Source organism: Nocardia sp. NPDC003726, from assembly GCF_053586955.1.
Map to the genome: position 1 here is coordinate 84,449 of NZ_JBSFNF010000003.1, position 26,601 is coordinate 111,049.

A 26,601-nucleotide genomic window follows, 5' to 3' on the forward strand; every position below is an offset into this window, starting at 1 on the left:
GGCGCTCCTCCGTTCAGGACATCAGTTCGACGACGGTGGCGTTGGCGGTGCCGCCGCCCTCGCACATGGTCTGCAAGCCGTAGCGGATTCCGCTGTCCCGCATGTGGTGCAGCATGCGGGTCATCAGCACCGCTCCCGACGCGCCCAGCGGATGCCCGAGCGCGATCGCTCCGCCCAGCGGATTCATCAGCGCCTCCTCGGCGCCGGTCTCGGCGAGCCAGGCGAGCGGAACGGGTGCGAACGCCTCGTTCACCTCGAAGACGCCGATGTCTGCGAGCGCCAGACCCGCTTTGCGCAGCACCTTCTCGGTCGCGGGGATCGGGCCGGTGAGCATCAGCACCGGATCGGAACCGGCCACGGCGCCGGCGTGGTAGCGGGCCAACGGCGTCAGGCCCAGCTCCCGCGCCTTCCGCGGCGTGGTCACCAGCAGTGCGGCCGCACCGTCGGAGATCTGGGAAGCGTTGCCAGCGTGGATCACACCGTCGTCCTGGAAGGCGGGCTTCAGCCCGGCGAGCTTCGCCGCGGTGGTGCCCCGCCGTATCCCCTCGTCGGCGCGCACCACGCCCGACTCGGTGGTGACGGAGACGATCTGGTCGGCGAACGCGCCCGCGTCCTGGGCGGCGGCGGCGAGTTCGTGCGAGCGCGCGGCGTACTCGTCGAGCCGCGTGCGACCGAAACCCCACTTCCGCGCGATCAACTCGGCGGAGATGCCCTGGTTGAAGGCGAAATCCTGGTAGCGGGCCAATGCCTTCGGCCCATAGGGGGCTCCGGATGCCTTGGCCGCGTTCAACGGCACCCGGCTCATCACTTCCACGCCCCCGGCAACTACGATGTCCTGCTGTCCGGAGAGCACGGCTTGCGCGGCGAAATCCAGCGCTTGCTGGCTGGACCCGCAGGCCCGGTTGACCGTCGTGCCCGGGATGCTCTCCGGCCAGCCCGCCGCCAGCACGGCGTAGCGGCCGATGTTGCTGGACTGGTCGCCGACCTGGGAGACACAGCCCCAGATCACGTCGTCGATCAGTGCCGGGTCGATGCCGCAGCGCTCGGCCAGCGCGGTGAGCACCAGCGCGGACAGATCGGCCGGATGCGCCCCGGACAGTCCCCCGTTGCGTTTGCCGACGGCGGTGCGGACCGCCGCGGCTATGACTACCTCACGCATCTCGTCTCCCCTTCTCGGAATTCTCGGCGGCGCGGATCGGTGGCCGCCGAACCGTCCAGTGGCCGGTGAACCGCGGCTCACGCCGTTCGGCGAAGGCCGCGAACGCCTCGGGGACGTCCGCGGTGGCGAAGTTCAAGCCCTGCGCCCTCGCCTCGGCAGCGAGCGCTTCGCGGAGTGCCGAAACCGCGCCTTCGTGCAGCAGCGCCTTGGTCTGAGCCAGCGCCACCGGCGGTCCGGCCGCCAGCCGCGCACCCAGATCCGCGACGAATCCGTCGATCTCGTTCCCCGCTACGACCCAGGTCACCAGCCCGAGTTCCCGTGCCTGCGCCGCGTCGATCGTCTCGGCCAGCAGCGCCAGCCGTTTGGCCCGCTGCATGCCGATCAGCCGGGGCAGCAGCCAGGAGCCGCCGAGATCCGGCGACAGGCCGCGGCGGGCGAAGATCTGCGCGAACGTCGATTCCGGGGTGGCCACCACCAGGTCGCAGCCCAGCGCCAGATTCCAGCCCGCGCCGACCGCGACCCCGGCGACCTTCGCGACGGTGGGCAGCGGAAGCTCGTGCAGCAGCATCGCGACGTCGGTGAGGGCGCGCATCCGGTAGACCGGGTGCGCGTTGTCCGGAGTGGAGATGTCCGCGCCGGAACAGAACGCGCCGCCCGCGCCCGTGAGCACCAAGGCGCGAACGGTGCGGTCGGCCGCGGCGGCGCGCAGCGCGTCGGCCAGCGCGGCCCAGAGTTCGGCGTCGATCGCGTTCTTGCGATGCGGCCGGTTCAGCGTCAGCGTGCGCACGCCGTCGAGATCCTCCCGCAGCAGCACCGGCCCGGTCATCGGCGCGGCCCGATCGTTCCCGAGTCGCGCAGCGCCTCGATATCCGCTGCGGTGCAGCCGAGTTCGCGAAGCACCGCGTCGGTGTGCGCGCCGAGACCCGGCACCGGTCCCATCGGTGGCTCGAAACCCGCGAGGATCGCGGGTGGCAGCAGGGACGGGATCGGGCCTGCGGGGGTCTCGATGTCGCGCCAACGGCCGCGCTCGGTGAGCTGCGGATGGCCGAGCACTTCGCTCGGGCGGTGAAAGCAAGAGTTGCCGATCCCGGCGTCGTCGGCGATCTTCTGGATCCGCGCCAAGTCGTGACGCAGACACCACGCGGCAATCGCCGCGTCGATCTCGGCGCGGTGGCGCACGCGCCCGGGATTGGTGCGGAATCGTTCGTCGGCGGCGAGATCCGGGCGGTTCAAAATCTCGGTCGCCAAACGCTGCCACTCCCGGTCGTTGGTGGTGCCAAGCACCACTGTTCGCCCGTCGGCGGTGGCGTAGGCGCCGTAGGGCGCCACGGCCGGTGAACTCATACCGAGCGGCTGCTGATCCACCCCGGCGTGCCGCGCGTAGGTCAGGTGATAGCCCATCAGCTCGGCCATGGTGTCGAACAGGCTCACCGCGATCGTGTTGCCGTTGGCCGCGCCCCTGGCCCGCCCGCACAGCGCGGCCAGGATCGACAGCGCCGCGTACAGACCGGTGGTGACGTCGGCGACCGGCGGACCGGGTTTGGCCGGGGCGTCCGCGGTTCCGGTCACCGCGCAGACGCCCGATTCGGCTTGCACGAGCAGGTCGTAGGCGCGTTTGTGCGACAGCGGCCCGCCCGCGCCGAAACCGTCGATCTCCACCGCGATCAGATCCGGATGACGTGCGGCCAGATCCGCGGGCGCGAGGCCGAGGCGCGCGGTGGCGCCGGGCGCGAGGTTGGACACCAGCACGTCGGCCCGGCCCAGCAGGCGGTGCAGCAACTTTACGCCCGCGGGCGTTTTCAGGTCGAGGGTGACCGATTCCTTGCCGCGGTTGACCCAGACGAAGTGGGCGGCCTGCCCGTGCACCACGTCGTCGTAGTACCGGGCGAAATCGCCGCCGTCGGGGTGCTCCACCTTGATCACCCGTGCGCCGAAATCGGCGAGGGTGCGGGTGCACATCGGTGCGGACACCGCCTGTTCCAGGGCGATCACCGTGATACCGGCCAGTGGCCCACCGGACGACTCGACGCCCTGCGCGAGGTCCGCCATCAGATCACCGTGCCGCCGTCCACCGGCAGCACCTGGCCGGTGACGAAGGAGGCGGCGTCGGAGGCGAGGAAGACGAACGCGCCCGCGACTTCCTCCGGTTCGGCCCAGCGCCGCAACAGGATTCGGTTGAGCATCTGTTCGGAGAACCGCTCGTCGGTGCGGATGGTGTGGGTCATCGGCGTCGCCGCCAGCGGGGCCAACGCGTTGACCAGGATGTTTTTGCGCGCCAGCTCTTTCGCCAGTGATTTGGTGATGCCGATGATCGCGGCTTTGGCGGCCGAGTAGTTCACCTGGCCGAGCGTGCCGACGATGCCGGCGGCGGAGGTGACGTTGATGATGCGCCCCGTGCCGTCGGTGGGCAGGAACGGCAACGCGGCCTGCGAGCAGTTGATCGTGCCGAGCGCGTGGATGTCGAACAGCCGCCGCACCGATTCCGCTGTGGTGTCGGCGAACATCGCGGGCGCGGTGACCCCGGCGTTGTTCACGACGATGTGCAGCACGCCGCCGGCGAGCCCGGCGGCCTGCTCGGCGGCCGCCGCGGCGGAATCCCGGTCGGAGACGTCCAGGGCGCACGCGGCAGCGACGCCGCCGTCCGCGACGATCTTCTCCGCGACCGCGGCGGCCGCCTCGCCGTTGAGATCGGTGACCAGCACGGCCGCCCCCGCGGTGGCCAGCGCTTGCGCCACCGCCGACCCGATACCGCCCGCCGCGCCGGTGACCAGCGCAGAACGCTCAGTCAAGTCGAACAATGTCTGCTGCGGCATCAGTAGCTCCTCGGCAATCCCAGGGCATGCGAACCCAGGTAGTTCAAGATCATTTCTTGGCTCACGGGGGCGATGCGCATCACGCGCGCCTCCCGGAAGTAGCGGGCCACGTGATATTCCTCGGCGTAACCCATGCCGCCGTGCGTCTGCAGCGCCCGGTCGGCGGCGGTGAATCCGGCGTCGGCGCACAGGTATTTCGCCGTGTTCGCCTCGCGTCCACAGGATTTGCCGTTGTCGTAGCGCCAGGTGGCCTTGCGCAGCATCAGCTCGGCGGCGTCCAGCCGGGCCAGCGAATCGGCCAGCGGGAACTGGATGCCCTGGTTCATGCCGATCGGCCGGTCGAAGACCACGCGTTCCCGCGCGTATCGCACCGCCCGGTCCAGCGCCACCCGGCCGAGGCCGAGGGCTTCGGCGGCGATGAGCATGCGCTCGGGATTCAGTCCGTCCAGCAGGTACCGGAACCCCTCGCCCTCTTCCCCGACCCGGTCCTCCACCGGGATACGCAGGTCGTCGATGAACAGCTCGTTGGAGGTGACGGCGTTGCGGCCCATCTTGGCGATCGGACGGATGTCGACGTGCGCGCGATCGAGATCGGTGAGGAACAAGGTCATGCCGTCGGTCTTCTTGGTGACGTCCTGGTAGGAACTGGTCCGAGTGAGCAGCAGGATCTTTCGCGACTCCTGCGCTTTGGAGATCCACACCTTGCGGCCGTTCACCACGTAGTGGTCGCCGTCGCGGCGGGCGAAGGTCGTGATGCGCGGGGTGTCCAGTCCCGCACCGGGTTCGGTGACGCCGAAGCACACGTGCAGCTCGCCGTTCGCGACGCGCGGCAGGGTGCGGCGTTTCAATTCCTCGGAGCCGTGCACCACCACGGGATGCATGCCGAAGATCGACATGTGGATGGAACTAGCCGCGTTCATCCCGCCGCCGGAGCGCGACACCTCCTCGGCCAGCAGGGTGGCCTCGGTGATGCCGAGGCCGTGGCCGCCGTACTCCTCGGGGATGGTGATGCCGAGCCACCCGCCGCCCGCGATGGCGTCGTAGAACTCGGTGGGGAATTCGTGCGCCTGGTCCTTCGCCATCCAGTACTGGTCGTCGAACTTGCGGCACAACTCGGCCACCGATGTGCGGATCAGCTCCTGATCCTCGGTGAGCTCGAAATTCATGCCCTCGTCGTTGGCGTCACCAGACACTTCCGCACCTCCACTTCTCGTATCGCGGCTCGCTCACCGCACGCCGGTGCGGAAGGTCGATCCAGCCCTCCCGCACCGGCGGCATCCGACGGGCGACCGCTCGGTACCGCGCGTAAGGCCCTCCGTCTCCCCAGTCGAGGCGGACGACGCGCGAGCCGATCCCCGTCCCTCGGCGCGGCGGGCGCACCGAGGCTCATCGGGGCGCCGAGGCCGCCCCGTCGTAGCGCAACTCGGGGCCGAGCACCCGATTGCCGAGTTCATCCAGGTCGTAGGACTGGCGCGCCAGCCAGAAGCGCAGGAAGTTGGTCAGCGAATAGCGCAGGAACAGCGCCGAACCCACCACGCTGGCCGCCACACCACCGAGGGCCAGCGTGATGGCGTCGCGCTGGGTGAGCGCGTCGGTCGTGCCGTGCGAGAGGAAATACGCCAGCACCGCCACCAGCGGCCCGGCCACCATGAGGGTGACGCCGGTGCGCAGCCACAATCCGGAGCGGCCCACCGCCGGATCGGGGATCTTCAGTTGCTGCAGTTCGCGGACGAAACGCTCCGCGCGGGATTCGGTCATGGGGGACTTCCTAGGTAGAGGGCTGCCAATTCGTTGCGGATTGCGCTGTCGGGGTGTCCTCGCCGCACCACCCGGCCGCGCACCAGGACCGCCGCGTGATCGGCGATATCCAGCACGGCGGCGGCGAATTGCTCGACCACCAGCACCGCGACTCCCTGACGGGCGATCTCGGCGACCTCGTCGTAGAGCCTGCCGACGACCAGCGGGGCCAGACCCATGGACAGTTCGTCGAGCAGCAGCACGGCCGGATCGGTCGCAAGGCCGCGAGCCAGCGCCAGCATCTGCTGTTCGCCGCCGGACATGGTGCCCGCGATCTGGCCCGCGCGTTTGCCGAGGATCGGGAAGCGGCTGAAGGCGATCTCCTCGATCTCCTCCCGCGACCGCCCGGTGAAGGTCATCATCAGCAGGTTGTCGCGCACGGTGAGATTCGGGAACACGCCACGACCCTCGGGGACCAGGCAGACGCCCGCGCGGGCCAGGTCGCGCGGGGCGGCTCCGGTCACGTCGCGCCCGCCGAGCAGCAGCCGCCCCGCCGCGACCGGGTGGATGCCCGCGATCACCTTCAGCGCGGTGGTCTTGCCCGCGCCGTTGGGTCCGAGCAGTGCCACCACCTGTCCGGCCGCGACCTCCAGATCGACGCCGTGCAGCACGGTGATGGCGGCGTAGGCGGCGCGCACCTCGCGCATGGCGAGCAGCTGGGCGGGAGCGGACGACGTTGTCTGCGTTGTTGTCTCGAGTGCACTCCGCACGCTCATACGTCCCCCAGATAGGCCGCGAGGACGGTCTCGTCGGCGCGGATCACCGCGGGCGGACCCGAGGCGATCACCTTGCCGAGATCCAGCACGAACACCTCGTCGCAGACGTTCATCACCAAGCCCATGTCGTGTTCGACGAGCAGCACCGCGGCGCCGTCGTCGGCCAGCGAGCGCAACAGTTCACCGAACCGCTCGGTCTCGGTGGGGTCCTGCCCCGCGGCCGGCTCGTCGAGCAGGATCAGGCTGGGCCGCGCCGCGATGGCGCGCCCCACTTCCACCAGACGGCCGGTGCCGGTGGGCAGTTCGTCGGCGCAGGCGTCGGCGATCTCGTGCAGACCGAGCCGGTCGATGATCTCGGCGACGATCCTGGCGGCGTGCCTGCGCTGCGGGCCGAGTTCCGCGGCGACCAGCAGGTTGTCGCGCACGCTCAGCCTGCCGAACAGCTCGAGCCGCTGGAAGGTGCGGGCCAGGCCGTGCCGGGCCCGGCGAGCCGGGCCGAGCCGGGTGACGTCGGCGCCGTCGATCGCCACGCGTCCCTTCGTCGGCTTGCGCAGGCCGCAGATCACGTCGAACAACGTGCTCTTGCCCGCGCCGTTGGGGCCGATCAACCCGGTCACCGCGCCGCGTTCGGCGCGCAATCCCGCGCCGTCGAGCGCGCGGTTGCCGCCGAAGACGACGGTGACATCGTCAACTTCCAGTAGCGACGGCACGGTCGAGCACCTCCTCGTCTCCGGAACTCCACGGTCGTCGCAGGCCCCACCACTCCACCGGAGTCCGGGCCGGATCCGGTGCGGGCCGCGTCCGCACGCCGTGCCCGACGCGCGCCGCGACGGCGGCCACCACCACGCCGAGGGTGAAGCCCCAGCCGTCGACGACGTCGATCAGCCGCAGGCCCCACAGCCCCAGGATCACCAGCACCAGCAGCGGTGCGACGATCCGGTCGCGCAGCAGCGGCAGCCAGTCCGCGCGCATCGTCGCGATCGCCCCGTCCTTCAGCACGCCACCGCCGAAGGCGATACCGCCGAGCGCGGGCAGCACCTGCGCCAGATTCTGCAGGCCCGGCCACAGCACGGGGATCACGTTCAACGGTCCGGCGAAGACCGCGCCGGTGAACAGGCCCGCACCGACCGCGCCGAGACCGGCGATGGTCACGATCAAGAAGATCGGCAATCCGGCCACCAGATTGAACTGTTCCGGCGCGACGGCCTGCACCTGCATGCCGTACAGCGCGCCGCCGAGCCCGGCGATGGCCGCGGCCAGCGCGAAGACCAGCACCCGCGCCGCGAGCAGGCTGCCGCCGAGCGTGGCGTAGGCGGCCTCGCTGTCCCGCAAGGCGATCAACCGACGTCCGAAACGGCTGCGCCGCAACAACACCACCGTCAAGCCCGCCACGGCAAGGCACACGGCGGCGAAGACGGTCACCTCCGCGGTGGTATCCAATTCCAACCCGAACAGATTCGGCCCGACCAGCGATACCGAGCCCTGGTCGAACAGCGCGATCCGCACGCCGAGGATCTCGAAGGAGGGCAGGGTGAAGATCCAGCGATCCAGGATGACCGCGAACGCCGCCGTCGCCAGCGCCAGGTACACCCCCGACAGCCGCAGCGCCGGCACCGCGACCACCGCCCCCACCACTGCGGCGATGCCCATCGCGGCGAGCAGTGCCCACCACTGACCGTCCGGTCCCAGATGCGCGTAGGCCACCGCGCCCACGCCGGCCAGGCTGAGCTGGCACAGCGAGATCTGACCGGCGAAACCGAGCAGCGGCACGTAGGACAGTGCGATCACGCCCCATGCGAACATCGCGCCGTAGGTGATCAGATCGGATTCGGTGAGCATGGTCGCGAGCATCAGGCCGAGCACGATCACCGCGACGGCGAACGCCACCGAACCGCGGAGCGACGGCAGCGGCACCGGGCTGAGCTTGCGGTCCCGGCCACGCAACCGGCCGTGCGGAAAGACCAGCAGCGCCACGAACAACAACAGCGCGGGCGCCGCCAGCCGCAGGCCGGGCAGATAGTCGTTCTGCGGGAGATACCCGGTGAGGTAGCTCTCCAGCAGACCGACCACCACCGCGCCCGCGAACGTCATGGGCAGGTTGCGCAGCCGCCCGAAGATGGCCGCGGTGTAGGCGCTGACGATCAGCAGCGACAGCTGCCCGGCATCCAGCGCCACGGTCGGCGCGATGAGGATGCCGCCGATCGCGGCCAGCTCGATGCCGAGCATCCAGGCGATCCGGTTCGCCCGCCGTGGATCGGCGCCGGTCAGACCGACCAGTGCGCGATCGTCCACGGTGGCCCGCATCTCGGCGCCGATCCTGGTGCGATACAGCAGGATGCGCAGCCCGGCGGCGACCGCCACCGCCACCGCCATGGTGAGGGCTTGATGCCAGGTGAGGATGACCGCGCCGAGGTCGATGGGTGGCTTGTCGGCGAAAAACCTGGTCAGCGAACGTGATTCGTTCGGATTCCAGATCCAGCGCGCCAGCACGATGAGGCCGCTGAGCAGGGCGATGGTCATCACCAGCCTCTCGGCGTCGCCGAGCCCCTGGGTCGGCGCCAGCGCCTTGCCGAACAGCAAGCCGAACAGCGGCGCGAAGACCAGCAGCACCGCGACGATCGCCACCGTCGCGGGCCAGCCCCAACCGATGGTGAGCTGCCAGTAGACGAACGCCGAGATCATTCCCGCCGCGCCGTGCGCGAAATTGAACACGCCGGTGGTGGTGTAGGTGAGCACCAGGCCGCTGCCGATCACGGCATAGATCGCCGCGGTGCTGAGGCCGACGATCCCGAAGGCGATGAACTGCTCCATCAGCGCGAATGCTCCGTCACTTCAGGTCGCTCATGCTCTTGCCGACGTCGGCGAGGGTCAGCGGCTTGCCGAAATCCCGGGTGTACTCGTACGGGGTGAAGCCGCAGCGGAATACGCCGTTGTTCGGCTTGAAATCCGCCGTCTTCCACCCGTCCGGCGTGGCCTGCTGGACGTTGAAGCATCGAGTCTGCTCCGACAGCGGCCGGGACAGATCGACCGGAGCCTGCAGGCCGCCGCCGGTCCACGCCGTCTCCTGATGCGCGGCGTTGTACACACACGCGCGGGTGAGATCGTCACCGCAACCGGTCGCCGACTTGGCGAACAGCAACCACGACTGGAAGGCGCGCAGCACCTGGAAGGTGATGGGACTGCTAGGCGCGTACTGCTCGAACAGATCCTTCAGCTGCTGCACCGCGGGCACCTGCGCGGCCGCGTCCAGCGGGGCGGTGCCGCTCAGGTCGGCGTAGTTGTTCTGCGCGGCCAGCGAGTTCTTCGTGACGTCGAGGAACGACTGGTTGTAGGAGTTGGCGTTGGCGTCGATCCAGTCCAGCTCGTAGTTCATGCTGGTGAGCACGTCCTGCAGTTTGGCGAGGTAGCGGTACTCGCCGAAGAAGATCAGGCCTTTGACGCCGGCGGCCTTGATCGCCTGCGCGTACGGCGTCCAGTCCGAGACGCCCGCGAGCGGATACAGGTCGTTGTAGACGATCTTCGCGCCCGCCGCCGTCAGCGATTCGGTCATCTTCTCGCCCATGACCTTGGTGATCGGTGAATCGCCGTTGATCATCCCGATCGCGCCGGCCGAATCGGGGTAGGCCTCCTTGATCAGCCAGTCCTGGAAACCGGTGTACGGGTTGACCGATTCCGAGGCCGACGAACCGCCGCCCAACTGCAGGTCGGAGCCGGTGTTCGCGGTCTGGGTGACCTGGGCGGGGAACTCGGGCAGCAAGCAGGACAGCCGGTCCTTCACGCCGAGCCCGTCCAGCGCCGCGCTGCCGCCGACGAGCGCGAAGTCCTCCCGGCAGGACTCCAGCATGCGCTGGCGCACCTCCATGAGCTTGGTGTCGCGCAAGTTGGTCACGAGCTTGCGGCCGTTGATGCCGCCTGCCGCGTTGCACCAAGAGGTGAACACCTTCGCGGCGTCGACCAGATCGGGATTCTTCGTGAAGCCGATGTCGGAGAAGACCCCGACTTCGATCTCGGTCGCCGTGACCCCCTGGGCGGAGGCGGTTTTGGCGCTCCCGGGCCGGCAGACGCCGGTCAGGTTGCCGAAGTTGCCGGAGGCGGCCGAGCCGGAACCCTCGTCGGCGCCGCGCCCACCGCCGTCACGCCCACACCCGGCCACCAAGAGCGCGATCGCCATCACGGCAACGATCATTCGCTGCGGTTTCACCGTAGTTCCTCCTCTGTGGGCCGCCCGGCACGCGATCGGTGGTCCTCGCCGAGGTCTCGCCCGTTGCTCTCCGATGAGCAGCACGTGCTCCGAGGGCACGCTCGCTGCCAGGGAAACTATCTTCTCAGATTCGGATAATCAATATCTACTCTTTGGAGAGCGAGATCCGGCAGCGGGCGGGGCCGCCGGTGGCGCCACGGCGCCCGATCAGCGTTGACAGTGTCGCAGCCGAATGGAAATCTACTAGTTGATTTTGAGAATGATATTCTCATTCGGAGGTAAGGAGGCGCATGTCACACTTCACCAAACCTGCCGCGGGAAGCTGGACGCAGAACTATCCCGAGCTGGGCACCGAGCCGGTCGACTACACCGACTCCATCGACCCCGCCTTCTACGAGGACGAGCGTCAGGCAATCTTCCGCAAGAACTGGCTCAACGTCGGCCGGGTGAACCGGCTGCCCCGGGTGGGCAACTACTTCACCAAGGAACTCGCCTGCGTCGGCACCTCGCTGATCGTCGTCAAGGACAACGACGGCGTGGTGCGCGCGTTCCACAACATCTGCCGTCATCGTGGCAACAAGCTGGTCTGGGACGACTACCCGGGCGAGGAGACCGCGGGTACCTGCCGCCAGTTCACTTGCAAGTACCACGCCTGGCGCTACAGCCTGAAAGGCGAGCTGACCTTCGTCCAGCAGGAGAAGGAGTTCTTCGACCTCGACAAGGACGAATTCGGGTTGAAGCCGGTGCGCTGCGAGGTGTGGGAGGGCTTCATCTTCGTCAATCTCGACGACAACGCCAAGCCGCTCACCGAATACCTGGGTCCGCTGGCCAAGGGTCTCGAGGGGTACCCGTTCGACCGGATGACCGAGGTCTTCAGCTACCGGGCCGAGATCGGCAGCAACTGGAAACTGTTCATCGACGCGTTCGCCGAGTTCTACCACGCGCCCGTGCTGCACCAGAAGCAAGCGGTCAAGGACGAGGCCGACAAGCTCTACGGCGTCGGTTACGAAGCCCTGCACTACGAAATAGCCGCCCCGCACTCGATGATCTCGTCCTGGGGCGGGATGGCCCCGCCGAAGGACCCGACGATGGTCAAGCCGATCGAGCGCGAACTGCGCAGCGGTCTGTTCGGTCCATGGGACCGGCCCGACATCGAGGGTCTGGAGCCGCTGCCGGAAGGCATCAACCCGGCCCGCCACCGGGCTTGGGGCGTAGACGAATTCGAGTTCTTCCCGAACTTCTCGCTGCTGTTCTGGGCGCCGGGCTGGTACCTGACCTATCACTACTGGCCGACCGCAGTGGACCGGCACATCTTCGAGGCGAGCCTGTATTTCGTGCCCGCCGCCGACGCCAGGCAGCGGCTGGCCCAGGAACTGGCCGCGGTGACCTTCAAGGAGTACGCGCTGCAGGACGCGAACACCCTGGAGGCGACCCAGACCATGATCGCCACCCGCGAGGTCACCGAGTTCCCGCTCAACGACCAGGAGATCCTGCTCCGTCACCTGCACAAGACCGCTCAGAAGATCGTCGAGGAGTACCGCGATGGCCGCGCCCACTGACCAGCCGACCGACCGTGCCCGCACCGCCCCGCTGCCCGCCGAGTTCGCCGACCTGGCGCAATTCTCGGACTGGATACTGGCCACCGAGCCGGAACGCTACGCCAAGCGCCTCGCCTCCTCCATGGACGAGATGCAGCGGCTGTACGACACGGTGTTCCCGCGCCTGCGATCCGCCCTTGACCACATCGACAAGTCCGACTGGAACGACCTGCCCGACGAGGCGCGCAACCTGTTCCACCTGTTGCAGTCGCTGGTGATGGTGTCGTTCCCGGTGGAGGTGTGGAAGCAGCCGCGGGTGCCGGATTCCGGCGCGGCGTATCTGGATATCGTCCGCGAGCCGGTGGTCTGACCCGTGGCGACGCTGACACTGAAGGCCGCCGGTCTGCTCGACCTCGATACCGGCGCGATCGTCCGGCCCGGCGTCCTGCGCATCGAGGACGACCGGATCGCCGGTGTCGGCGGCGCCGTCACGGGCGAGGTCGTCGATCTCGGTGATCTCGTCCTGCTGCCCGGCCTGATGGACATGGAAGTGAACCTGCTCATGGGCGGGCGCGGGGAGACCGGCCTGGCTTCGAGCGTCAAGGATGATCCGGCGCTGCGGGTGCTGCGCGCGGTGGGCAATGCCCGCCGGACCCTGCGCGCCGGTTTCACCACCGTCCGCAATCTCGGCCTGTTCGTGAAGACCGGCGGCTATCTGCTGGACGTGGCGCTGGGCAAGGCGATCGACGCGGGCTGGATCGAGGGCCCGCGCATCGTGCCCGCCGGGCACGCGATCACGCCGACCGGCGGGCATCTGGACCCGACCATGTTCTCCGCCTTCGCCCCCGACGTGCTGGAACTGACCCTCGAGGAGGGCATCGCCAACGGCGTGGACGAAGTGCGCAAGGCGGTGCGGTACCAGATCAAGCACGGCGCGCAGCTGATCAAGATCTGTGTCTCCGGCGGCGTCATGTCGCTGACCGGAGCGCCCGGCGCGCAACATTATTCGGACGAGGAGCTGCACGCGATCGTCGACGAGGCGCACCGGCGCGGCCTCAAGGTGGCCGCGCACACGCACGGAGCCGACGCGGTCAAGCACGCGGTGCTGGCCGGCATCGACTGCATCGAGCACGGCTTCCTCATCGACGACGAGGCGATCGATCTGATGGTGGAGCACGGCACCTGGCTGGTGCCGACCACCCGGCTGGCCGACGCGATGGACGTGTCGAAGGCCGATCCCGCCCTCCAGGCCAAGGCGGCCGAGATGTTCCCCAAAGCCCGCACCTCGGTGCTGGCCGCCTACAAGGCGGGCGTGAAGATCGCCGTGGGCACCGACGCGCCCGCGATTCCGCACGGGCGCAACGCCGACGAACTCGCGGCGCTGGTGGAGCGGGGGCTGCCGCCGCTGGAAGTGCTGCGCGCCGCGACGGTGGCCTCGGCCGAACTGGTCGGTGTCGACGACCGCGGACGGCTGGCGGAGGGGTTGCTGGCCGACGTCATCGGCGTTCCCGGCGACCCGGTGCGGGACATCGCCGTCACCCGCGACGTGCGATTCGTGATGAAAGGCGGAAAGATCCATGTCCAGAAGTGACGACCTGCTAGAGATCCAGCAGGTGCTGGCGCGATACGCGGTGACCATCACCAAGGGCGACATCGAAGGCCTGCTGGCGGTCTTCACGCCGGACGGCACCTACAGCGCCTTCGGCGACACCTACACCCTCGACCTGTTCCCGGAGTTGGTCGCGGCCGCGCCGAAGGGCCTGTTCCTCACCGCCACACCGGTGCTCGACATCGACGGCGACACCGCCACCGGCACCCAACCGCTGTGCTTCGTCGAGCACAGCACGCACGACATGCGCATCGGGTACTACACCGACACGCTCGTGCGCACCGCGCAGGGGTGGCGGTTGCGCACGCGCAGGATGACGTTCATCCGCCGCAACGGCGATCACGACTCCGGGATTCCGCACGCGTTCGAGCGTTCCAAGGCATGAGCGGCCACCCGAATCACGAGGTCGCCACGTTCCGGTCGAATCTGCGCGCCTGGCTGGAGGTCAACGACCTGACTCCCGGCCGGGATCACTCGCTGGACGGGCAGGTGGAACAACTGCTGCGGGTGCGGCGCGCTCTGTACGACGCGGACTGGATGCGCTACGGCTGGCCCGCCGCGGTGCGCGGCCTGGGCGGTCCCGCCGCGCTGCGCGCGGTGCTCGGCGAGGAGATCGCCTCCCGCGACCTGGCCGAACCCGGCATCTATTCGATGATCGAAGTGCTCGCGCCGACCGTGATCTCCTACGCCCGGCCGGAATTGGCCGCGGCGACGGTGCCGCTGCTGCTGTCCGGCCGCGAGCAGTGGTGCCAGGGGTTCTCCGAACCCGGGTCGGGCAGCGACCTGGCCTCGCTCGCCACCAAGGCGACGCGGCGGGGTGACGACTGGGTCGTCAGCGGACAGAAGGTCTGGACCAGTCTGGCGCAGTATGCCGCGCGCTGCGTGCTGCTCACCCGCACCGGGCCCGGTCACGACGGCATCACCGCCTTCTTCGTGGACATGGACTCCCCCGGCGTCAGCGTCCGTCCGTTGCGGACCATGCACGGCGTGGACGAGTTCGCCGAGGTCTTCTTCGACGAAGTGGTGGTGCCGGGGAATCGCATGCTGGGCGAGCCCGGCGACGGGTGGCGGGTGGCGATGGATCTGCTGCCCCACGAACGCTCCACCTGCTTCTGGCATCGCATCGCCTACCTGTTCAGGCGGCTGGACCACGTGCTCGCACAGACCTCGATCGCCGAGGACGCCGAACTGGGCGCCGCGTATCTGGCGTTGCACACGGCGCGGTGCCGCTCCCACGCGACGCAGCGGCGCCTGGCCGGCGGCGCCCGGCTCGGCGCGGAGACCTCGATCGACAAGGTGCTGCTGGCCACCGCCGAGCAACGGTTGTTCGACACCGCGCGCGAGGTGCTGCCCGGTGCCGTGGAACTCGCCGATTCGCCGTGGCGCACCGAGTTCCTCTACTCCCGCGCGGCCACGATCTACGGCGGCACCGCCGAGATCCAGCGCAATATCATCGCCCGCCGCCTGCTGGACCTGGGAAAGGAGTGAGCATGGCCGAAACACGGCCAGACCAGGACGAACTGGGCCTGCTCACCGACACGCTGCGCAAGACCATGTCGAGCGCCACCGGCCGGGAACTCGACGCGGCGCTGGCCGGCATCGGCTGGCCGGAGCTGCTCGCGGAACTGCCCGAAGTGGCCGTGCCGCTGGTGTTCCGGCTGCTCGGCGAGACCGGCGCGCACGCAGCGGTCCTCGACGACGTCGTCCGCCACCGCAGCGGGCGGCCTGGCCCCGGCCCGGTCCCGCTGCCGTTCGCGGGCGCCTGGGTGGTGTGGGACCGCGACGGCGCGCCTGGCGCCACGGTCGACGCGGAACTGCCGCTGCGCACCGTCGCGACCGGCGTGCGGCTGCCGGAACAGGCCTGTGCGGCCGGGCGGCGCGCCCTCGGCTGGTGGCTGCTCGGCACCGGACACGCGATGCTTTCGCTGGCGCGGCGGCATGCGCTGGCACGCACCCAGTTCGGTCGCCCGCTCGCCTCCTTCCAAGCGGTGCGGCACCGCCTCGCGGAGACCTTGGTCGCCCTCGAGGGCGCGGAGGCCGCGCTGCACAACGCCGAGGACGACTTCGGCGCACTGCTGGGCAAGGCCGCCGCCGGACAGGCGGCGCTCACCGCGGCCAGGCACTGCCAGCAGGTGCTCGGCGGCATCGGCTTCACCGCCGAGCACGACTTGCACCGGCACGTCCGGCGCACGTTGGTCCTGGACGGATTGCTCGGCAGTTCGCGCGAACTCGTGCGCGAGGCGGGCGCGCACATCCGCGCCGCGGGCTCGGCGCCGCGCCTCGCGCAGTTGTAACGCGCGGCCGAAAAGGCCGGCGGCGATCAGCAAGCCGGCGAGGTGCCGCCCTGCAGGGTCATCAACGCGCAGAACGTCGTCGCGGCGACCTTCCACCGGCCGCCGTCCTTGACCGCTTGCCCGGTCTGATCCGGCAGCACCGGGTTGCCGCCCAGCAACAGCGTGTAGGTGACATCGGCGTTGTTCGCGTCCACGAGCTTCACCGCCGAAACCGTCACCGACGTGCCCTGGGACTGCGGATTGCCCGCCTGCGCCTGCAGGATCCGCAGGAAGACATCGCCCTTCTGCACCTGCGCGGCCTTCTGATCCGGCGGCGTCGCGGCGCTGAAGAAGCTGGTGTACACGTCGGTGATCGCCTTGGTGGTCGCCGCGTCGGCCTGGGCGGGCGCCGCGCTGGTCGCCGGGGCCGCCGACGTGCCCGACGTGGAACTGGCCGACTCGTCGTCACCGCAGCCGGTCAGCGCCGCGGCCGCCACGACAGCGAGGCCGCAACAGGCCACGGCCTTGCGAAGGATGGAATCGCGCATGAAGGTCCTCGTTTTCGGGAAGGGAACAGCGAAGGCGACGGGCGCGTGACCGCCCGATCGCCGGTGGATCGCACGGACACGTGTCCCTTTCGATGCGGCAAGGGCCGTGCGACTACTGCCGGAGCGCTCCGGCAGACGATGACGCCGGTGGCACACCGGAACTACTGCATGGTGGCTTTCATGTCCTCGAGCCGGACCAGGATCGGGAAGCCGTTGACGCTCAGCGCGTTGCCGTGGCCGGTCTGGTGCACGTCGAACACGGATTGGATCGCGGCGTAGAAGCCCTGCACGTCCAGCGTCTGGTTGACCGCGCGCTTGGCTTGGCGCAGCCCGAACGGGGGCATGGCGGCGATCTGCGCGGCCAGTTCCCTGGTCCGGGCGTCCAATTCGGCGCGCGGCACCACCTTGTTCACCATGCCGGCCTGCCGCGCCTCCTGCGCGGTCACCGGCCTGCCGGTGAACAGGATCTCCTTCGCCTTGCGCGCGCCGAGTTCCCAGGTGTGGCCGTGGTATTCGACGCCGCCGATGCCCATGAGCACCACCGGGTCGGAGAACAGCGCGTCGTCGGCGGCCACGATGAGGTCGCACGGCCAGCACAGCAGCAGGCCGCCCGCGATGCACCGGCCCTGCACGGCGGCGATGGACGGTTTGGGGACGTTGCGCCACCGCAGCGAGTACTCCAGGTAGCGGCGCGACTCCAGCCCGTAGATGCGGTCGAGGGTGATCTTGCTGGGGTCCGGCCACGATTTGTCCTTCAGATCGTGGCCCGCGGAGAAGTGCTTGCCCTCCCCGCGCAGCACGATCACCGCGACCTCGTCGTCCTCGGCCGCGCGCACCCACGCGGCGTCGAGCTGGTCGAGCAGTTCGCCGTTCTGCGCGTTGGCCGCCTCCGGCCGGTCGAGAGTGATGGTGGCGATCCGGTCGGCGACCTCATAACGGATGTACAAATCGAGTTCCTCCAGTCCGGGACGGCGAGCGCGTGCGTGCGCCGCTGCTCGACTGGTGTGAGAATAGCATTCTCGCAACTGGAAAGGATAGTCTCTTTACTGTCCGGACACGGCGACCCGAGAACCCGATGACACACCGTTCTCCGGTACAGTGCATTCATGTTCTCTCCATATGACCGAGGACCGAGGCGCCCGTGACCAGCCCGAGCGAGAAACCGGCCTGGAAGCAGCGCGCCGTCGAGCGCTCCCTGCGCACGGCGAAGTTGCGCGCCGAGGAGCGCGTGCAGCGGTTCCTGGACGCCGCCCAGGCGATCATCACCGAGAAGGGCAGCACGGACTTCACGGTGCAGGAGGTCGTCGACCGCTCCCGGCAGTCTCTGCGCAGCTTCTACCTGCAGTTCGACGGCAAACACGAGCTGCTGCTCGCCCTCTTCGAGGACGCGCTCAGCCGCACCTCCGACCAGCTGCGCGCCGCCGCCGACGGCCAGACCGACCCGTTGGACAAACTCCAGGTGGCGGTCGAGCTGCTGTTCGAACTGTGCAGGCCGGACCCGTCGGCGCAACGCCCGCTGTTCACCGATTTCGCGCCGCAGCTGCTGATCTCGCATCCCGATCACGTGAAGGTCGCGCACGCGCCGATGCTCGCGCTGTTCACCGAGCTGATGGACGCGGCGAAGGACGCGGGGCAATTGCGCCCGGAGGTCAACTCGCGCCGGACGGCGGCGATGGTCATGCAGACCGTCATGTTCACCGCGCAGTCCGCGGGAGCGTCCGACGACGAGACGCAGCATCCGATCACCGCGTCCGAAGTATGGAACTTCTGCGCGCACGGTTTCGCTCGGGGCTGAGAATAGCACTCTCCCATAAGAGAATTTGACTTACACTCGGGCTCATGACCGAGCTGTGGAGTGATCTCGTCTCTTGCCTCGACTTGTCCGCGACGCCGTCCGGTGACGACGCCTGCTTCGAGGGCCGCAATCTGCGGTTGCCCTACCGCCGGGTGTTCGGCGGCCAACTGCTCGGTCAATTCGTCCGGGCGGCCGCCGCGGGCGTCCCGGACAAGTCGATCAAGTCGCTGCACACGGTGTTCGCGCGTGAGGGCCGCATCGACGAGCCGATCCGCTACCGGGTACACCGCCATCACGTGGGACGCTCCTTCGCGACACTGTCGCTGATCGCCGAACAGTCCGGTGGCGTCGTCGCCACCGCGTCGGTCTCCCTGCACGCCGAGGAACCGGGCCCGCACCGGCAGTCCGTCGCGGCACCGCCGGCCCTGCTGTCGGCGGAGCACAAGGTGCACTGGGACCTGCTGCCCTGGGAGACGCGCGCGAGCGTGGATCTCGACGATCTCGGCACCGCCGCACTGGAATTCGAGTTCTGGATGCGCACTCCGGAGGTGGATCCCGCCCTGGCGCCCGCGCTCGCGGCCTACGCGACCGACCTCACGCTCATCGGCACCGCGCTGCTGCCGCTGGACGGGTACGCGCAGAGCGGCAACGGCACCGCGTTCGTCTCGGCCGTCACCTCGCACACCCTCTGGTTCCACCGGCGTTTCCGGACCGACGAATGGTTGCTGCTGCGCCAGCACAGCCCGCTGCTGGCGCAGGCCCGCGCCTACGGCCGCGGCGACATCCTCACCGAGGACGGCACGCTGGTGGCTTCCTACGCCCAGGAAGCCATGGTGCGCATTCCGCAGGACTGACACGACGTCACCCGGGCGGCGACAGCAATCGCTCGGCCGCGCTGTAGGCGTCGCGATCACCCGCGGCGACTTCCGCAGCCAGCCGGTCGAGCCAGGGGTGCGCGCGCAACCGCGTCTGCGCCAGGGAGAGGATCTGCGCGCGGGCCCGCGCGGCGCGCCGAGCCGGGCTGTCGGCGCGATGATGCGCCTCGATCGCGTCGGCCAGTTCGGTGATCCGTTCCCCGCGCGCGGCGACCAGCGTGAGGATCGGCGCGTCGGACTCGGCACGCAGATCACGCACGGTCCGCGACGCGCCTTCGCGGTCGGCCTTGTTCACCACCAGCAGATCGGCCACCTCCAGCAGGCCCGCCTTCGCGGCTTGGATCGCGTCGCCGGCGCCGGGATTCAGGATCACCAGTGTGGGATCCGCGACGGCGGCGATCTCGATCTCCGACTGCCCCACACCGACGGTCTCCAGCAGCACGACGTCGTAGCGCAGCGCGGCCAGCAGCCGGATCGCGGCGGGCACCGCGGCGGCCAGGCCCCCCAGATGTCCGCGCGTCGCCAGCGACCGGATCAGCACACCGGGGTCGTCGATGTGCTCGGCCATGCGAATCCGGTCGCCCAGCAGCGCTCCGCCGCTGTAGGGCGAGGACGGGTCGACGGCGAGGATCGCGACGCGCAGCCCGCGCGCCCGGTAGACACCGGCCAGCGCCGCGATCGTCGTCGACTTGCCCGCGCCGGGCGGGCCGGTCACGCCGATCACTCGCACGGGTCGGCGCTCCAGGGCGGCTTGGACCTCGTCGCGGCGGTCCCCTTCGACCAGACTGAGCAATCGGCCCGTCGCCCGTGCCGACCCGGCGCGCGCCTGGATCAGCAATTCGGCGACGGTCGCCGACGCCAGGGTCACGCCCGCCCCGATGCGCCGTCGCACGATCCGGTCACGGGGCGGGCACCTCGACCACCGTCGCCGCACCCATGCCACCGCCCGCGCACATCGCCGCGATCCCCAGACCGCCGCCGCGGCGGCGTAATTCGTGCACCAGCGTGACGATCATCCTGGCTCCCGTCGCGGCCACCGGGTGCCCGAGCGAGCAGCCGCTTCCGCTGACGTTCACCTTGTCCGGATCCAGGTCCAGCGCGCGGATCGCCGCGATCGGCACCGACGCGAAGGCCTCGTTGATCTCGATCAGCCCGACCGCCGACAGCGAAATACCGGCCCGGTGAACGGCTTTGGTGATCGCCTCGATCGGGGCGAGGCCGGTGTCGGCGGGATCGACGCCCACCGACGACCAGGCCAGGATGTAGGCCAGCGCGGGCAGACCGAGGCGGTCGCTGGCGATGGCGAGCGCGGCGGCGCCGTCGTTGGCGCCGGAGGCGTTGCCCGCGGTGATCGAGAAGCCTTCGATCTCCGGGTGCAGCACTCGAAGCGAGGCCAGCTTCTCCTGGCTGGTGTCGCGGCGCGGATGCTCGTCGGTGTCGAACAGGCCGTGCGGGGTCTCGATGGGCACGATCTCTTCCTTGAACCGGCCTTCGTCGATGGCGGCGATCGCGTTGCGGTGCGACCGCAGCGCCCAGGCGTCCATATCCGCACGGGAGATGCCCGACTTGACCGCGGCGTTCCAGCCGACGGTGATGGACATGTCCAGCGCGGGGGCGTCGGGGCGGTCCGGGTGACTCGGCGACACCCACGGATCGATCCACTCGTCCGGACCGACCCGGAATCGCGCCTTGGGAGCGGTGGATTCGGAATTCACGCCACCCGCGATCACGACTTCGTCCATCCCGGAGCGGATCCCGGCCGCCGCGGTCTGCACCGCGGACATGCCCGCCGCGCAATGCCGGTTCTGGGCCAGGCCCGGCACCATGGTCAGCCCCGTCGTCACGGCCGCGTGCCGGGCCAGCACGCCACCGCCGTAGCGCCCCTCGCCCAGGACGACGTCATCGATCCGGGCCGGGTCGAGGCCATCGGCGACCGCGCCGACGACGTGGTGGGCCAGGTCGAAGGCGGTGGTGTCGCGCAACGTCCCCTTGCGTGCGGTACCGATGGGCGTCCGCAGCGCGGACACGATGACGGCTTCGGGCATTGGTGGCCTCCGTTCCGGGCGACGCGATCGCGGCGCTACGACTTTTCGGTGCTCATGCCGGGGGAGTCATGAGAATATTATTCTCTCAAGTCGAGAGCACGAGTTGCAAGATTGGATTACGTTATGCAGATCAGTGGAAGTTCCGCGCTTGTCGTCGGCGGGACCGGGGGCCTGGGCGAGGCGACCGTGCGGCGCCTGCACGCGGCGGGGGCGAAGGTCGTGGTCGCCGACGTCGCCGACGAGAAGGGCGAACAGCTCGAATCCGAACTGGGCATTCGCTACGTACACACCGACGCCACCGACGAGGACTCCGTGCTCGCCGCCATCGCCGAGGCGCAATCGCTGGGCCCGCTGCGCATCTCGGTCGACACCCACGGCGGCCCTGCCACCGGAGGCCGCCTGATCGGCAAGGACGGCACGCCGCTGTCGCTGGACGGTTTCCGCACCACCGTCGAGTTCTATCTGACCGCCGTGTTCAACGTGCTCCGCCTGTCGGCGGCCGCGATCGCGAAGACCGATCCCCGGGAGGACGGCGGGCGCGGCGTCATCGTGAACACCGCCTCGATCGCCGCGTTCGAAGGCCAGATCGGTCAACTGCCCTACTCCGCCGCCAAGGGCGGGGTGGTCGGGATGACCCTGGTTGCCGCGCGCGACCTGTCGCCGGTGGGTATCCGCGTGATGACCATCGCCCCCGGCACCGTGAACACCCCCGCGTACGGCAAGGCCGCCGACCAACTGGAGGCCTACTGGGGCCCGCAGGTGCCGTTTCCCAAGCGCATGGGCCGTTCCGAGGAGTACGCCGAGCTGGCCGCCGCCATCATCGAGAACGACTATCTCAACGGCGAAGTCATCCGCCTCGACGGCGCCTTGCGCTTCCCTCCGAAATAGCCCGCGAGGTCCGGCCGCGACACGTGACGGCCCGCCGCGCCCGCGAAGGATTCCGCTGGTTCTACACTGACCCCGCTCGGTGATCGACGTTCTAAGCTGGAATCCGGACGGCCTATGCCCTGGCAGTAGGGAGCGGATGAACATCGCCAAAGCGCCTCAGCCGACATACCGGCAGGCTTGCTTCGCCGATCTCGAAGACATCGCGGCCATCGAGGCCGAGGTGTTCGCCGAGCCGTATCTGTATCTGATGCTGCGCCAGCTGTTCGATCTGCACGGATCCGAATGGCTGGTGGCGGAGATCGACGGGGCGGTGATCGGGTACGCGCTGACGCTGGAGAAATCCGGCCGGGCGCTGCTGTTCACCTTCGCGGTGGCCAAGCGCTACCAGGGCGGCGGCTACGGCCGCACGCTGCTCGACCGCACGCTGCAGACCTGCCGGGCCGTGGGAGCGGAAGTCGTGTATCTGACCGTCCGGCCGGACAATCAGCTGGCGAGCCACCTGTTCAAGCAAGCGGGGTTCGCGTTCGTCGAGCGCGACGAGCTGTACTTCGGCCCCGGCGAACCGCGCGACGTTTTCGAATACCGGTTGAGAGGCCGACCGCTAGACTCGTGACATGGGGGAGATTTCGCCCTTCGTCGCATCCATATCCACCCGGATCACCAGGCGCGCGGACGAATACACCGCCGAGCTCGATCGCGGTGACCGTACCGAGCAGGTGGATTTGGGCCGGTTCGCGGCGCACGCCGACGCGATCCTCGCCGACTACGACCCGCCCAGCACGCGGCGGCACTCCGACTCGTTGGTGTTCGGGCACCTCTACGCCGCCGCACGGCAACCCCAACCGGACGAGGCGGGCTGGCGGGTGCCGAGCGCGATCCCCGCGGCACTACTGGCGGCGGAGATCGAGTTCCGCGGCCCGCTGCGGCTGAGCAGCAGGCAGAACACCATGCTGGCCGAGGAATACGAGCAGTTGGGCGCTCAACTCTCGGCGGCGCGGCTGCCCGCGCACGCGGCCCTCGCCTACCGCAGAGGGGCCGCGCTGTACCGGATGAACGAAGACGACGAAGCACAGGACCGCTGCGGGCTGCGCTTGGCGCGGGCGCGCACTCTCGCGTTGCCGCCGGGCTGGCGGCGCTGGGCGGGGCGATTGTCGTATGTGCTGTGCGGCTACGGGTACCGGCCGTTCTGGCTGCTGGGCTGGGTTGCCGTGCAGGTGGTGCTGTTCACCGTCGCCGCTTTGTTCTTCAGCGGCATTCCCTCGCCCGCCGCCACCGTCTACACCTGCGTGACCGGCTTCATCAATCCCCTCGGCCCCGGCGACACCGAGAACCTGCGCCCGGTCGCCCGGCCGTTGTTCGCCGTGGAAGCGTGGACGGGGACGGTATCGATGTCGGTGTTCTTCGCGCTGCTGGTGCGCAAGTGGTTCCGGATGTAGCCCGTCACCATTCGGTGTCGAAAGCCTTGTGCCGCAATGCCTCCAGCGTCGCGACGGCGATGCTGTTCTGCAGCCGCGCGACGAGGGCGTTCCACTGGCGGGACAACCCGGGATCGGTCTGCAACTTCTGCCACAGCGTCCGCATCGACGCCGGAGTGTGCGCTCCCGGCATCCACAGTCCGGTGAGATCCTCCAGCACGGGGGCGAGGATGTCGGTACGTTCGCGGCTGTGCGAGGGGAAGCGATCGGCCTCGGCCAGCGCGTCGGTGACGACGGTGAGCAACCAGTCGTGCGCGGCCAGATCCTCGCAGAAGCGCTGCGCCGCTAGCAGATCCGCTTCGTCGCGCACGATCATCCGGACCGTGCGCAGCGTGGGGTCGTCCAAGTGCAGCTTGGCCGTCGGCCCCGCGCCGCCGCCTATCCAGGCGACCCAGCGCAGACGGGTGGCGCCCGCCCGCACCGGCGGCTTCTGGTCCAGCCTGGTGTCGGCGCGCAGGCGGGCGAGCAGCCGTTCACTGATCGAGGCCAGGTCCAGCGTCTCGGCGCCGACCGTGCCGGTGAGGTAGCCTTCGGCCAACGCCTCCGCGCTGCCGGTCCGCTCGGGCAGGCGACTGATGACCTCGGTGACGCCCTTGCGGCTGAGGTAGTGCGACCAGGTCTGTCTGCGCCGGTTGGCGGCGCGAACCACTTGGGTGCGCGCGCTGGACTGCAGCACGCGGCCGCCGGACAGCACCGCGCTGGTAGCCACGGTCCCGACGATGTGGGCGGTCTGCTCGCCGAGGGCCAGATCGCAGTCGACGCCGACCGCGGTGGTCGGTGACACCGCGAGCGTGCCAGGCCGTTCCCGCCACCGCACCGTGCAGCCAGGCATGAGCGCCAGCAAATCACAGGCTTCCGGTCCGGTCAGCGCGGTCGCCGACGGCAGCAGGCAGGTGCGTACTTCACCGAGCACGACCAGAGGCGTGGTCGAGGCCATGTCAGGCTCCGTCGAGCAGCAGGTGCGAGAGCCGTTCGCTGACCGCGCGCGGCACCGGCACCGGCGGCAGCTCGTCGCCGCCGCGGGCGATGGTCTGCTCCACCACGTCGTCGTCGAGATCGAGATGGTCGAGCACCAGCCGCACGGCGTGCTCGATCGCGATGTACCGCTTGGGCAGCATCGACAGCGTCTTGTAGGCGGCGAACGGCGCGGCGGACGGATTGAGCTGCACCACCGGCGGAAGGTCCGGCCAGCGGCGCGGCGGGAGATCCACGCGGCGCCACGGTTGCGGATCCACCACGGGCGCACCGTGATAGCGCAGCATGCCCAGCCGCAGCAGATGCCAGACCGCCGCCAGGAACGGGCACGACCAGCGCGTCACCGCCACCCCGTCGACGACGTGCTTGCTCCACAGTTCCACGTCGAGGAAGATCGAATGCTCCCGCCGGCCGAACTCCTCCGGCGGCTGGTAGACCCGTTGCCGCATGGCCTGACCGCGTTCGTCCTCCGACGACCGCCGCCCGTTGCACAGCCAGCCCGACTCCGCGGTCGGCGGCCTGCGGCCGGTGCTCGGCGGCGCCGGCTCGGCCACGATGCGGGCGGCCACCATCTCCGCCACGGGAATCGGCTCACCGAATGCCACACCGTCGACGAATCTCGAAGCGCGCCAGCAGGCCGACTCCCTGGCCAGATAGTCGATGACCAATCCGGCCTCGTCCGCGGCGCCCAGCAGCTTGGTGAGAACCGCGGAGGGATCGGTGTCGGGCTGGAAGTAGTCGTCGATCAGATAGCAGGTGCTGACCCGGGCGTTCGGACCGAACTGCACCTTGGCCGCCTCGGTGAAGGCCGACACCAGCGGGACGATGCGGCGGAACTCCGCGCCGACCCGTTCGATGTCGGAGACGATGTCGTTGAGATAGAAATGCCCGACCTCGATCGACAAGTGCGACAACGGGACCTGCGCGATGCGCGGTTGTTCGGTGGCCTCGCTGTAGCCCTGTGTATCCCGCATCTACAGCCTCTCCCAGGTCGCGTTGTCGACCAGTCGCCGAGCGAGTTCGGCATAAGCCTGCGCGGTCTGCTCGTTGGCGATCTGGGCGTTGACGTCGGCGTCGAGAATGAGCTGTTCGCGCCGCTGCAGCACCGGCTCGATCGGGGTCGAGCCGAGCACCGCCGTCGTGCCCAGCCGCTTGGCGGTCGCCAGCCGGCGCAGCGCGGCGTCCTGCTCCTGCAGCCACGCCGCCTGCGCCGGGCGCTGGGCGACACCGTCCCAGTTGGCGTCGGGCACCGCGGTGCGCACGTAACGCACCGACCCGAGCAACTCCTCCGGGTCGTGGCCGCACTCGGCTCCGGCCTTCAGCAGTCCGTGCGAGCCGTAGACCAGTCCGGCGGCAGCGAGGATGTGCTGGCGCGTCCAGCGGTGGAAGATCAGCCATCGGGTGGTCAGGCCGCGCAGTTGCGGCAGGGCCGTCGCCTGCAACACGATTTGCAGCGCCGCGGAACGGCCCGCGCTCAGATCCACGACGACCACGCGGAATTCGTGATCCAGCGCCACCAGCAGTTCCGCGCACCGCTGGACCACCGCGTCGTCGTCGGTGAGGAATTCGGCGCCGCCCTCGTCCCCCGGCAGCAGCACCAGCCGTCCCGCATTGGGGCCGATGCGGCGCAGTTCCGGCCGATCCGTGGCCGCGCCGACGTCGAGTCTGGCGACGGTCCCGCTCTCGCCGAGCAGGTAGGAGTGCACGCCGCCGCGCGGCACGCCGCGTTCGGCCGCGCCGATCTCGAACAGCGCGCCCGCCGTCGGTGAGCCGAGGTCGAAGTCGGCGTAGGCGACGTTGCGGCCGGAACGGCACAGCCGGTAGGCGATGTTGCAACTGGTCACCGACCGTCCGGTGCCGCCCTTGTCGGAGGTGGAGAACACCAGCACGATGC

At 69.5% G+C, this 26,601-nt stretch carries 28 protein-coding genes; 11 read left to right on the top strand and 17 right to left on the bottom strand.

What is annotated here, in order from left to right; genetic code table 11:
• Window positions 1–13: 13 nt before the first annotated feature.
• The 10 genes from ACWDMM_RS05150 to ACWDMM_RS05195 all read right to left on the bottom strand — a co-directional run bounded on the left by ACWDMM_RS05150 (window position 14) and on the right by ACWDMM_RS05195 (window position 10,671).
• Complete coding sequence (locus tag ACWDMM_RS05150; protein WP_195079210.1) at window positions 14–1,159, bottom strand: thiolase family protein; 1,146 nt, start codon at window positions 1,157–1,159, stop codon at window positions 14–16.
• Entirely contained in the window at window positions 1,152–1,985 is an 834-nt protein-coding gene (locus ACWDMM_RS05155) for an enoyl-CoA hydratase/isomerase family protein (protein ID WP_195079209.1), read from the bottom strand. The genes ACWDMM_RS05150 and ACWDMM_RS05155 overlap by 8 nt, the downstream gene beginning before the upstream one ends.
• On the bottom strand, window positions 1,982–3,208 hold the full coding sequence (locus tag ACWDMM_RS05160; protein ID WP_195079208.1) for a CaiB/BaiF CoA transferase family protein: 1,227 nt from the start codon (window positions 3,206–3,208) through the stop codon (window positions 1,982–1,984). Before ACWDMM_RS05160 ends, ACWDMM_RS05155 begins: the two co-directional genes overlap by 4 nt.
• Entirely contained in the window at window positions 3,208–3,972 is a 765-nt protein-coding gene (locus tag ACWDMM_RS05165; protein ID WP_195079207.1) for an SDR family NAD(P)-dependent oxidoreductase, read from the bottom strand. The genes ACWDMM_RS05160 and ACWDMM_RS05165 overlap by 1 nt, the downstream gene beginning before the upstream one ends.
• Window positions 3,972–5,138 (bottom strand): acyl-CoA dehydrogenase family protein, encoded by a 1,167-nt coding sequence (locus tag ACWDMM_RS05170; protein WP_357103545.1) that lies wholly within the window; start codon window positions 5,136–5,138, stop codon window positions 3,972–3,974. The genes ACWDMM_RS05165 and ACWDMM_RS05170 overlap by 1 nt, the downstream gene beginning before the upstream one ends.
• 220 nt (window positions 5,139–5,358) lie before the next feature.
• Window positions 5,359–5,730 carry a hypothetical protein gene (locus ACWDMM_RS05175; protein ID WP_195079206.1) on the bottom strand — a complete coding sequence of 124 codons (372 nt, stop codon included), beginning with the start codon at window positions 5,728–5,730 and terminating at the stop codon, window positions 5,359–5,361.
• A complete protein-coding gene (locus tag ACWDMM_RS05180) occupies window positions 5,727–6,416 on the bottom strand; it encodes an ABC transporter ATP-binding protein (RefSeq protein WP_357205889.1) in 690 nt (229 codons plus the stop codon). Before ACWDMM_RS05180 ends, ACWDMM_RS05175 begins: the two co-directional genes overlap by 4 nt.
• Window positions 6,417–6,481: 65 nt before the next feature.
• Window positions 6,482–7,195 (bottom strand): ABC transporter ATP-binding protein, encoded by a 714-nt coding sequence (locus tag ACWDMM_RS05185; protein WP_195079204.1) that lies wholly within the window; start codon window positions 7,193–7,195, stop codon window positions 6,482–6,484.
• Complete coding sequence (locus tag ACWDMM_RS05190; protein WP_357205703.1) at window positions 7,173–9,296, bottom strand: branched-chain amino acid ABC transporter permease; 2,124 nt, start codon at window positions 9,294–9,296, stop codon at window positions 7,173–7,175. Before ACWDMM_RS05190 ends, ACWDMM_RS05185 begins: the two co-directional genes overlap by 23 nt.
• Window positions 9,297–9,312: 16 nt before the next feature.
• A complete protein-coding gene (locus ACWDMM_RS05195) occupies window positions 9,313–10,671 on the bottom strand; it encodes an ABC transporter substrate-binding protein (protein WP_449936352.1) in 1,359 nt (452 codons plus the stop codon).
• 305 nt (window positions 10,672–10,976) lie between these two features.
• On the opposite strand from ACWDMM_RS05195, the gene ACWDMM_RS05200 reads away from it, so the two are divergent.
• The 6 genes from ACWDMM_RS05200 to ACWDMM_RS05225 are packed head-to-tail and all read left to right on the top strand — an operon-like array spanning window position 10,977 to window position 16,127.
• Window positions 10,977–12,245 carry an aromatic ring-hydroxylating oxygenase subunit alpha gene (locus ACWDMM_RS05200; protein ID WP_195079202.1) on the top strand — a complete coding sequence of 423 codons (1,269 nt, stop codon included), beginning with the start codon at window positions 10,977–10,979 and terminating at the stop codon, window positions 12,243–12,245.
• Window positions 12,229–12,594 (top strand): hypothetical protein, encoded by a 366-nt coding sequence (locus tag ACWDMM_RS05205; protein WP_195079201.1) that lies wholly within the window; start codon window positions 12,229–12,231, stop codon window positions 12,592–12,594. The genes ACWDMM_RS05200 and ACWDMM_RS05205 overlap by 17 nt, the downstream gene beginning before the upstream one ends.
• A 3-nt stretch (window positions 12,595–12,597) precedes the next feature.
• Complete coding sequence (locus ACWDMM_RS05210; RefSeq protein ID WP_323124073.1) at window positions 12,598–13,815, top strand: metal-dependent hydrolase family protein; 1,218 nt, start codon at window positions 12,598–12,600, stop codon at window positions 13,813–13,815.
• Window positions 13,802–14,218: a nuclear transport factor 2 family protein gene (locus ACWDMM_RS05215; protein WP_195079200.1), complete on the top strand. Its 417-nt coding sequence runs from the start codon at window positions 13,802–13,804 to the stop codon at window positions 14,216–14,218. The genes ACWDMM_RS05210 and ACWDMM_RS05215 overlap by 14 nt, the downstream gene beginning before the upstream one ends.
• Window positions 14,215–15,321, top strand: coding sequence for an acyl-CoA dehydrogenase family protein (locus ACWDMM_RS05220; RefSeq protein ID WP_195079199.1), 1,107 nt, complete (start codon window positions 14,215–14,217; stop codon window positions 15,319–15,321). The genes ACWDMM_RS05215 and ACWDMM_RS05220 overlap by 4 nt, the downstream gene beginning before the upstream one ends.
• Window positions 15,322–15,323: 2 nt before the next feature.
• Window positions 15,324–16,127: an acyl-CoA dehydrogenase family protein gene (locus tag ACWDMM_RS05225; RefSeq protein WP_195079198.1), complete on the top strand. Its 804-nt coding sequence runs from the start codon at window positions 15,324–15,326 to the stop codon at window positions 16,125–16,127.
• Between the two features lie 26 nt (window positions 16,128–16,153).
• Here the strand turns inward: ACWDMM_RS05225 and ACWDMM_RS05230 are convergent, their stop codons facing one another.
• Entirely contained in the window at window positions 16,154–16,654 is a 501-nt protein-coding gene (locus ACWDMM_RS05230; protein WP_449936090.1) for a hypothetical protein, read from the bottom strand.
• A 161-nt stretch (window positions 16,655–16,815) separates the two neighbouring features.
• Window positions 16,816–17,601, bottom strand: a complete 786-nt coding sequence (locus tag ACWDMM_RS05235) for an enoyl-CoA hydratase (protein WP_195079196.1) — start codon at window positions 17,599–17,601, stop codon at window positions 16,816–16,818.
• A 194-nt stretch (window positions 17,602–17,795) separates the two neighbouring features.
• Between ACWDMM_RS05235 and ACWDMM_RS05240 the strand changes: the two genes are divergently transcribed.
• Together ACWDMM_RS05240 and ACWDMM_RS05245 are read left to right on the top strand one after the other, a co-directional pair.
• A complete protein-coding gene (locus ACWDMM_RS05240) occupies window positions 17,796–18,449 on the top strand; it encodes a TetR/AcrR family transcriptional regulator (RefSeq protein ID WP_195079195.1) in 654 nt (217 codons plus the stop codon).
• A gap of 44 nt (window positions 18,450–18,493) precedes the next feature.
• Window positions 18,494–19,303, top strand: coding sequence for an acyl-CoA thioesterase (locus ACWDMM_RS05245; protein WP_357103123.1), 810 nt, complete (start codon window positions 18,494–18,496; stop codon window positions 19,301–19,303).
• Window positions 19,304–19,310: 7 nt separating this feature from the next.
• Here the strand turns inward: ACWDMM_RS05245 and ACWDMM_RS05250 are convergent, their stop codons facing one another.
• Both ACWDMM_RS05250 and ACWDMM_RS05255 read right to left on the bottom strand, forming a co-directional pair.
• Window positions 19,311–20,216: an ArgK/MeaB family GTPase gene (locus tag ACWDMM_RS05250; protein WP_357205715.1), complete on the bottom strand. Its 906-nt coding sequence runs from the start codon at window positions 20,214–20,216 to the stop codon at window positions 19,311–19,313.
• A 7-nt stretch (window positions 20,217–20,223) separates the two neighbouring features.
• The gene (locus ACWDMM_RS05255; RefSeq protein ID WP_195079193.1) at window positions 20,224–21,369 is read right to left on the bottom strand and encodes a thiolase family protein; all 1,146 of its coding nucleotides are present in this window, start codon (window positions 21,367–21,369) and stop codon (window positions 20,224–20,226) included.
• A 123-nt stretch (window positions 21,370–21,492) separates the two neighbouring features.
• Between ACWDMM_RS05255 and ACWDMM_RS05260 the strand changes: the two genes are divergently transcribed.
• The 3 genes from ACWDMM_RS05260 (at window position 21,493) to ACWDMM_RS05270 (ending at window position 23,693) form a co-directional block, all read left to right on the top strand.
• The gene (locus tag ACWDMM_RS05260; protein WP_357103130.1) at window positions 21,493–22,257 is read left to right on the top strand and encodes an SDR family NAD(P)-dependent oxidoreductase; all 765 of its coding nucleotides are present in this window, start codon (window positions 21,493–21,495) and stop codon (window positions 22,255–22,257) included.
• Window positions 22,258–22,393: 136 nt separating this feature from the next.
• The gene (locus tag ACWDMM_RS05265) at window positions 22,394–22,870 is read left to right on the top strand and encodes a GNAT family N-acetyltransferase (RefSeq protein WP_449936095.1); all 477 of its coding nucleotides are present in this window, start codon (window positions 22,394–22,396) and stop codon (window positions 22,868–22,870) included.
• Window position 22,871: 1 nt separating this feature from the next.
• Window positions 22,872–23,693: a hypothetical protein gene (locus ACWDMM_RS05270; RefSeq protein ID WP_357103134.1), complete on the top strand. Its 822-nt coding sequence runs from the start codon at window positions 22,872–22,874 to the stop codon at window positions 23,691–23,693.
• 4 nt (window positions 23,694–23,697) lie between these two features.
• Here ACWDMM_RS05270 and ACWDMM_RS05275 read toward each other — a convergent pair whose 3' ends face one another.
• Genes ACWDMM_RS05275 through ACWDMM_RS05285 form a run of 3 tightly spaced genes read right to left on the bottom strand, consistent with a single transcriptional unit; the run spans window position 23,698 to window position 26,596 of the window.
• The gene (locus tag ACWDMM_RS05275) at window positions 23,698–24,669 is read right to left on the bottom strand and encodes an SCO2521 family protein (RefSeq protein ID WP_195079189.1); all 972 of its coding nucleotides are present in this window, start codon (window positions 24,667–24,669) and stop codon (window positions 23,698–23,700) included.
• A 1-nt stretch (window position 24,670) separates the two neighbouring features.
• Window positions 24,671–25,681, bottom strand: coding sequence for an SCO2522 family protein (locus ACWDMM_RS05280; protein WP_449936097.1), 1,011 nt, complete (start codon window positions 25,679–25,681; stop codon window positions 24,671–24,673).
• A complete protein-coding gene (locus ACWDMM_RS05285; RefSeq protein ID WP_195079187.1) occupies window positions 25,682–26,596 on the bottom strand; it encodes an SCO2523 family variant P-loop protein in 915 nt (304 codons plus the stop codon).
• Window positions 26,597–26,601: the final 5 nt, after the last annotated feature.